Origin of the sequence: Anaeromyxobacter sp. SG66, assembly GCF_022690805.1 — a bacterium.
GTDB classification, from domain to species: Bacteria; Myxococcota; Myxococcia; order Myxococcales; family Anaeromyxobacteraceae; genus Anaeromyxobacter; species Anaeromyxobacter soli.
In genome coordinates, this window is the sequence record NZ_JALCZC010000157.1 from 1 (window position 1) to 7,332 (window position 7,332).

At 72.8% G+C, this 7,332-nt stretch carries 6 protein-coding genes and 2 pseudogenes; 7 read left to right on the forward strand and 1 reads right to left on the reverse strand.

Annotated features, from left to right (window positions below; genetic code table 11):
* The 6 genes and pseudogenes from MNZ39_RS22555 to MNZ39_RS22580 form a co-directional block, all read left to right on the forward strand.
* A pseudogene (locus MNZ39_RS22555) lies at positions 1-430 on the forward strand (oxidoreductase); the annotation flags it as partial.
* Positions 427-1,350 carry a respiratory chain complex I subunit 1 family protein gene (locus MNZ39_RS22560; protein WP_242341352.1) on the forward strand — a complete coding sequence of 308 codons (924 nt, stop codon included), beginning with the start codon at positions 427-429 and terminating at the stop codon, positions 1,348-1,350. The pseudogene MNZ39_RS22555 and the gene MNZ39_RS22560, both read left to right, overlap by 4 nt.
* A 5-nt stretch (positions 1,351-1,355) precedes the next feature.
* A complete protein-coding gene (locus tag MNZ39_RS22565) occupies positions 1,356-2,003 on the forward strand; it encodes an NADH-quinone oxidoreductase subunit K (protein WP_242341353.1) in 648 nt (215 codons plus the stop codon).
* An 8-nt stretch (positions 2,004-2,011) separates the two neighbouring features.
* Positions 2,012-3,445 carry a proton-conducting transporter membrane subunit gene (locus MNZ39_RS22570; RefSeq protein ID WP_242341354.1) on the forward strand — a complete coding sequence of 478 codons (1,434 nt, stop codon included), beginning with the start codon at positions 2,012-2,014 and terminating at the stop codon, positions 3,443-3,445.
* Between the two features lie 2 nt (positions 3,446-3,447).
* Positions 3,448-4,995 (forward strand): hydrogenase, encoded by a 1,548-nt coding sequence (locus MNZ39_RS22575; protein WP_242341355.1) that lies wholly within the window; start codon positions 3,448-3,450, stop codon positions 4,993-4,995.
* Entirely contained in the window at positions 4,992-5,762 is a 771-nt protein-coding gene (locus MNZ39_RS22580; protein ID WP_242341356.1) for a 4Fe-4S binding protein, read from the forward strand. The genes MNZ39_RS22575 and MNZ39_RS22580 overlap by 4 nt, the downstream gene beginning before the upstream one ends.
* Before the next feature lie 90 nt (positions 5,763-5,852).
* On the opposite strand, the gene MNZ39_RS22585 is transcribed toward MNZ39_RS22580, so the two are convergent.
* Positions 5,853-5,990 carry a hypothetical protein gene (locus MNZ39_RS22585; protein ID WP_242341357.1) on the reverse strand — a complete coding sequence of 46 codons (138 nt, stop codon included), beginning with the start codon at positions 5,988-5,990 and terminating at the stop codon, positions 5,853-5,855.
* 433 nt (positions 5,991-6,423) lie between these two features.
* Between MNZ39_RS22585 and MNZ39_RS22590 the strand changes: the two are divergent.
* Positions 6,424-7,117, forward strand: a pseudogene (locus tag MNZ39_RS22590) (transposase); the annotation flags it as partial.
* Between the last annotated feature and the right edge of the window lie 215 nt (positions 7,118-7,332).

Here is a 7,332-nt window from a genome sequence, read left to right on the forward strand (position 1 = left end):
GGGCGCCTCGCGGGTGAGCGTCGCCGCGGCCGCGCTCCTCGTCGCGACGGCAGGCCTGGTCCTCCTCCGCCGTCGCCTCGGGGCGCCGCGCGCCCCCGACGTCGAGACCTGGGGCTGCGCCTTCTCTGGCCCGCTCCCGCGCGCGCAGTACACCGGCTCGTCCTTCGCCGAGCTGCTCGTCCGCCGCTTCTCGTGGGCGATCTTCCCGCGCGGCGCCGCGCCGCGCCTCGGCGGGGCGTTCCCGGCCCGCGCCGCGTTCCACACCGAGGTGCCGGACACGGTCCTCGATCTCGCGCTCGCCCCCGCCGCGCGCGGCTTCCGGTGGCTCGCCGCGCGGGCTCACCTCCTCTTCCTGCGCCGCATCCAGTTCCAGGTGCTGCTCGTCCTCGCGACGCTGCTCGCGATCCTCGCCTGGGGATTCGGCTGGTGAACACGCCCATGCTCCTCCTGCGCACCGTGCTGCACCTCGCCGCGCTCCTCGCGCTGCCCCCTCTCCTCCTCGGCGTCGTGAACCGCACGAAGTCGATCTTCGCGGGGCGCGTCGGACCTCCGCTGCTGCAGCCCTACCTCGATCTCGCGAAGCTCCTGCGCAAGGGCGCGGTCTACAGCCGGACCACGACCTGGGTGTTCCGCGCGGGCCCGATCGTCGGGCTCGCCGCCGTGGCGTCGGCCGGGCTCCTCCTCTCGATGGGCGGCGCGCCCGCGGCGCTCTCCTTCGCGGGGGACTTCGTCCTGTTCGCGTACCTGCTCGGCCTCGCGCGCTTCGCGACCGCCCTCGCGGCGCTCGACACCGGCTCCGCGTTCGAGGGGATGGGCGCCGCGCGCGAGGTCACGTTCGCGAGCCTCGCCGAGCCGGCCCTCTTCCTGTGCCTGCTCGTGCTGGCGCGCGCGACGGGCACCCTCTCGCTCTCCGGCATGCTCGGCCCGGCGCTCCCGGGGGCGTGGGGCTCCGCCGGCCCGGCGCTGCTCCTCGCCGCCATCGCGGTGTTCGTCATCGCCCTCGCCGAGAACTCGCGCATCCCGGTGGACGACCCGAACACGCACCTCGAGCTCACGATGATCCACGAGGTGATGGTGCTCGACCACGGCGGGCCCGACCTCGCCTTCATCCTGTACGGCGCGTCCCTGAAGCTCTTCCTCTTCGGGGCGATCCTCTCCCGCCTCGTCCTCGGCCGCGGCGACGGCGCGCTCGCCTCGGAGGCGCTGTTCTTCCTGGGCGTCCTCTGCTTCGCGGTGGGCGTCGGCGTCGTCGAGTCCGTGATGGCGCGGCTGCGCATCGTGCGCGTCCCGCAGCTCCTCGTGGGCGCGTCGGTCCTCTCCGTGTTCGCGCTCGTCCTCCTCCTCCGGTGACCGCGATGGCCTCGTTCGTCGATCTCGTCTTCGTCCTGGTCGTCGTCATCGACCTGTTCCTGCTCGCCTCGAGCCGCCTCGGCGCCGCGATCCGCACCGTCGCGATCCAGGGCGCGCTCCTCGCGGCGCTCCCGCTCCTCCTCGTCCGCGAGTCTCACAACCTCGGCCACGCGGTCCTCCTCGCCGGCGGCGCGCTCGCCATCAAGGGGTTCTTCATCCCCTGGCTGATGTTCCGGGCGATCCGCGAGGCGTCGATCCGCCGCGAGATGGAGCCCGTCATCGGCTTCGTCCCCTCGATGGTGCTCGGCGCGGTGGGCGTCGCGCTCGCCTTCGCGTTCTCGAGCCGGCTGCCGCTCCCCGACGCCGGCGCCCACGGCTTCCTCGTGCCGACCGCGCTCTCCACGGTCTGGACCGGGCTCCTCCTCGTCGTCACCCGCAAGAAGGCGGTGAGCCAGGTGCTCGGGTTCCTCGTCCTCGAGAACGGGGTCTACGTCTTCGGGCTGCTGCTCTCCGACGTCATGCCGGTCATGGTCGAGGCGGGCGTCCTCCTCGACCTCTTCGCGGCGGTGTTCGTGATGGGCATCGTCATGTTCCACATCAACCGCGAGTTCTCCTCGCTCGACACCGAGAAGCTCTCGGCGCTGAAGGATTAGGGCGCGCCATGCTCTTCGTCATCCTCGCCCCGCTCGCGCTCGCGCCCGTCGCGCTCCTCGTCCCCTCGAACCGCCGCCGGCCGCTGGTGCTCCTCGCGGGCGCGCTCCTTCACGCCGCCGGGGTGGCCGCCCTGTTCGCCTCGCCGCCGCCCGCCCGCGCCGGCGCGTGGCTCGCCTTCGACCCCATGGCGAAGGTGACGCTCCTCACGGTGACCGCCCTCTTCCTCGCCGCCGCCATCTACGCGCAGGGCTACCTCGCCCGGCGTGCCGACCGCGACAACCGGATCTTCGTGGGCGGTCTCCTGCTCCTCCTCGCCGCGATGACCGTCGTCGCGCTCTCGCACCACCTCGGCCTCTCGTGGGTCGCCATCGAGGCGACCACGCTGGCGAGCGCGCCGCTCATCTACTTCAACCACAACGCGCGCTCGCTCGAGGCGACCTGGAAGTACCTCCTCATCTGCTCGCTCGGCATCGCGCTCGCGCTGCTCGGCACGTTCTTCCTCGCGCTGTCCGGCGCCGGGGCCGGGGGACCCCGCTCGCTCCTCCTCGACGACCTCATCGCCGCGGGGCCGTCCCTGTCGCGGCCGTGGGTGCGCGCGGCCTTCGTCCTGCTCCTCGTCGGCTACGGGACGAAGATGGGCCTCGCGCCCCTCCACTCCTGGAAGCCCGACGCCTACGGCGAGGCGCCCGGGCTCCTCGGCGCCCTCCTCGCCGGCGGCCTCACGAACTTCGCGTTCCTCTCCATCGCCCGCGTCTTCCAGGTGACCCGCGCCGCGGGCGACGAGGCGTTCGCGCGCGACGCGCTCGTCGGCCTCGGCCTGCTCTCCATCGCGCTCGCCGCCGTGTTCGTCGTGGGGCAGCGCGACTTCAAGCGGATGCTCGCGTACTCGAGCGTCGAGCACATGGGCATCCTCGCCCTCGGCATCGGCCTCGGCGGCGGCGCGGCGGGCGGCGCGTTCTTCCACTCGATGAACAACGGCCTCACGAAGGGCGTCCTGTTCCTCTCCGCCGGCAACATCCACCGCGCGTTCGGGGCGAAGACCACCGACGAGGTCCGCGGCGCCGCGCGCCGGCTCCCGGTGTCGGGGCCGCTCTTCCTCGCCGGGTTCCTCGCCATCACCGGCTCGCCGCCCTTCTCCCCGTTCTTCAGCGAGTTCGCCATCCTGAACGGCGCCTTCGGGGCCGGCCGCTTCGTGGTCGGCGGGCTCTTCCTGGCGCTCCTCGCGGTCATCTTCATCGGCATGGCGACCACCGTCCTCGCGGTGGTGCAGGGCGACCCGGGGGATGCGCCGCGGGTGCCCGGGACGGACGACAGCTGGCTCACCGCCGCCCCGCCCTTCGCCCTCATGGTGCTCGTCCTCCTGCTCGGGCTCTTCCTGCCCCAGGGGCTCAGGGATCTCTTCGGTGCCGCGGCGCAGCTCGTCGGCGGCCGCTGGGACTGAACATGACCGGACCCATTCACGACGTCCGCCCCCGCGCGAGCGACCTCCTCGAGACCTGGAACGGCGAGGCGGTGGACGCCCGCGCCGTGCCCGTGCACCCCGTCTCGCGCTTCCGCGCGATCGTCCTCGAGGCCCTCGCGGGCGGCGGCCGGCTCGCCGCCCTCTTCGGGCGCCCCGCCGAGGGCCGCGTGCTCCTGACGGCCGTGCTCGCCGACGATCCCGAGGGTCGGCTCGCGCTCCTCTCCACGCTGGTCGACGGCGCCTACCCGGCGCTCTCGGCCGAGGTCCCCGCTGCGCAGGGGTTCGAGCGCGAGCTCGCGGAGCAGTACGGCGTCCGCCCCGAGGGGCACCCCTGGCTGAAGCCGCTCAGGTTCGAGCCGCCGCTGCGCCCGGTGCGCGACGCGTTCGGCCGGCGCGATCCTCGCGCGACGATCCCGGGCGAGTACCCGTTCTTCGCCGTGGAGGGCGAGGAGGTGCACGAGGTCGCGGTCGGCCCGGTGCACGCCGGGATCATCGAGCCCGGGCACTTCCGCTTCCAGTGCCACGGCGAGCAGGTGTTCCACCTCGAGATCGTGCTCGGCTACCAGCACCGCGGCGTCGAGCCGCTGCTCCAGGGCGGCCCCGACCGCCGCTCCCTCGCGCTCGCCGAGTCGATCGCCGGCGACACCTCGGTCGGCCACGGGCTCGCGTACGTCAAGGCGCTCGAGTCGCTCGCCGGGCGGCCCCCGCCCGCCCGGGCGATGGCGCTCCGCGGCGTGGCCCTCGAGCTCGAGCGGCTCGCGAACCACGTGGGCGATCTCGGCGCGCTCGCGGGGGACGTCGGCTTCCTCCCGACGGCCTCGTACTGCGGCGCGCTGCGGGCCGAGTTCCTGAACGCGACCGCGGAGCTCTGCGGGAACCGCTTCGGTCGCGGCCTGCTCGTCCCGGGCGGCGTGCGCCACGACCTCGGCGCCGCGGAGGCGCAGGCGATCGCCGCGCGGGTGCGCGGGGCCTGGGAGAAGTCGCGCCGCGCGGCCGGGCTCTTCTTCGAGTCGCCCTCGGTGCGCGCCCGGCTCGAGGGCACCGGCGCGGTGTCGCGCGAGACGGCCCTGGCCCTCGGGCTCGTGGGGCCGGCGGCGCGGGCGAGCGGCGTGGACCGCGACGTGCGGCGCGACCACGCGTTCGGCATCTTCCGGTTCGTCCACGTCCCGGTGGTCACCGCGGACACCGGGGACGTGTTCGCGCGCGCCTGGATCCGGCTCCTCGAGGGCGAGCGGAGCGCGGCGTTCGTCGCGAGCCAGCTCGAGAACCTCCCCGAGGGCGGCGCGCGCGATCCGCTCGGCCCGCTCGCGCCCGGGTCGCTGGTGGTCTCGATGGTGGAGGGCTGGCGCGGCGAGATCGCGCACGTCGCCGTGACGGACGAGGCCGGACGCCTCGCCCGCTACAAGGTGAAGGACCCCTCGTTCCACAACTGGTTCGGGCTCGCGATGGCGCTCCGGGACGGACAGATCTCGGACTTCCCGCTCTGCAACAAGAGCTTCAACCTCTCCTACGCGGGGCACGACCTGTGATCGACATCCTCAAGTTCAGGCTCGGCTACGGCCGCCAGACGGTCGCGTTCCCGGACGGCCCGCCGAAGTTCCCGGCGCGGTTCCGGGGGCGCCCCGCCGTCGATCCGTCCCGCTGCACCGACGGGTGCACCGCGTGCGCGGAGATCTGCCCGACCGAGGCGATCCTCGCGCCGGGGACGGCGTCGATGGCGGTGGACCTCGGCCGGTGCGTCTTCTGCGGCGACTGCGCCGCGGCTTGCCCGCCCGGGGCGATCCGCTTCACGGACGACCACCGGCTCGCCGCGCGCGCGCGCGAGGCGCTCGTCGTCCGCGGCGACGAGCCCGTGCTCGCGGCGGCGCTCGACGGCGAGATGCGCCGCGTCCTCGGCCGCTCGCTCAAGCTCCGGCAGGTGTCGGCCGCGGGCTGCAACGGCTGCGAGGCCGAGCTCAACGCGACCGGCAACATCCAGTTCGACCTGGGCCGCTTCGGCGTGCAGTTCGTCGCCTCGCCCCGCCACGCCGACGGGATCGTCGTGACCGGCCCGGTCTCCGAGAACATGCTGCTCGCGCTCCGGAAGACCTACGAGGCGGTCCCCGCCCCGCGGCTCGTCATCGCGGTCGGCGCCTGCGCCATCTCGGGCGGCGTGTTCCGGGAGAGCCCCGTGGTGAGCGGCGGCGCCGAGGCGGCGCTCGCTGGGATCCCGGTGGACCTCTTCGTCCCCGGCTGCCCGCCCCACCCGATCACGATCGTGGACGGGCTCCTGCGGCTCTTGGGGCGGCTGGGGTGAGGGAGAGTCAGGTCGCGACTCGGCTACACCCCCGAAAAGCAGCCACGCCACGCGATGATGGCCCGCCTCGCCGCCGCTGCCGTCGTCTCTTCAGAACGTGATGTCGATCGTGACGGTGTCCGTCGAGGCACCGCTCGGATACGCGACCAGGGTTGCGGTGAACGCGCCGTTCACGTCGTACTCCTGGGGCGACGTTCCCGGCTTCGCGGCGACGGCCTTGATGGTCAAGGAACCGGCGCCCATGTCCACGACCCCGGACCAACCCTTCGTTGCGAAGTACGTGACGGGCGCGACGGCTCCCTGCGGCAATCATGGAATACGCATCTGAGACACTCGCATCCGACTGCTCACGAGTGCCTGAGCCATCCCCTCGCATGAGGCCGAAGACTTCACGAACGTGGCCTGCTGGCGAACGAGTTCGTCGAACGTCTGCATCAGCGGTCGCGCGCGCTCTGCGCGCATGCCAGGCAGGCAGTCGAAGTGGAACAGCCCCTGGTTGGGAGTGGGTCCGCTCCTTCGAGGTGTTCGCCTTGATCCGCCGGTCTTCCCCGACTGCCTCCCCGGCGGCACCGAGCAGCGTGAGCAGCGCAGCGGCGATGGCGCCGACCAGGAGGATCCGGTCACGCCGCTCGGTTAGCCGATGCGCGTGTCGGTGAGCCCCATCCCGAAGCGCAGGTTCTTGAGGTGCCGCGCGCTCAAGCCGCGCCCGCCGCCTGCGAAGAGGAGCAGCCACCGCGCGCTCGTCGCTGTGGAACGACGCGCCGTGCTCGACGTCCTGCACGAGCCCCGCTTTGCGGAGCTCGCGCCCGCCGAGGTCTACGCGACGCTGCTCGACGAGGGCCGGTATCTCTGCTCGGAGCGCACCATGTACCGCGTCCTCGCTGAGAACGCGGAGGTCCGCGGGCGGCGGGACCAACTGCGGCAACCGAAGTACAAGGCGCCCGAGCTGCTCGCCATCGCCCCGAACCAGCTCTGGAGCTGGGACATCGCGAAGCTGCTCGGCCCGCGGATCATCCGCGAACCTGTGAACGCGAAGCATCCAGCGCGACCAGCTCACGGTCCACGCCGACCGTGGCACCTCTATGACCTCGAACCCGGTCGCGCTGATGCTCGCCGACCTGGGCGTCACGAAGAGCCACTCGCGGCCGCACGTCTCGAACGACAACCCGTTCTCCGAGTCGCAGTTCAAGACGATGAAACTCCGGCCCGACTTCCCGGAACGCTTCGGCGCCGTCGAGGACGGGCGTGCGCACTGCGCCGACTTCTTCGGCTGGTACAACACCGAGCACAGCCACGGCGGGCTCGGGCTGGTGACGCCGCACGACGTCCACCACGGCCTCGCGGCCGCCCGCCTCCACGAGGAGACGAAGTCGTGCACGCGGTAGGGGCGGATGGCCTGGTTGCGCATGAGCCCCGCACGATGATCTCAACCCTGCGGAACGTCTAGAACGCCGACCGGTTTGAAAAGGATCTCATCACGCGGCCTTTCGCTGGATCGTCTCGAAGTTCTGAATGGCGCAGGCGCGGCGTAGGTCGAAGAGGTTCTTGCGGACGCCGCGGTAGCGAGCGC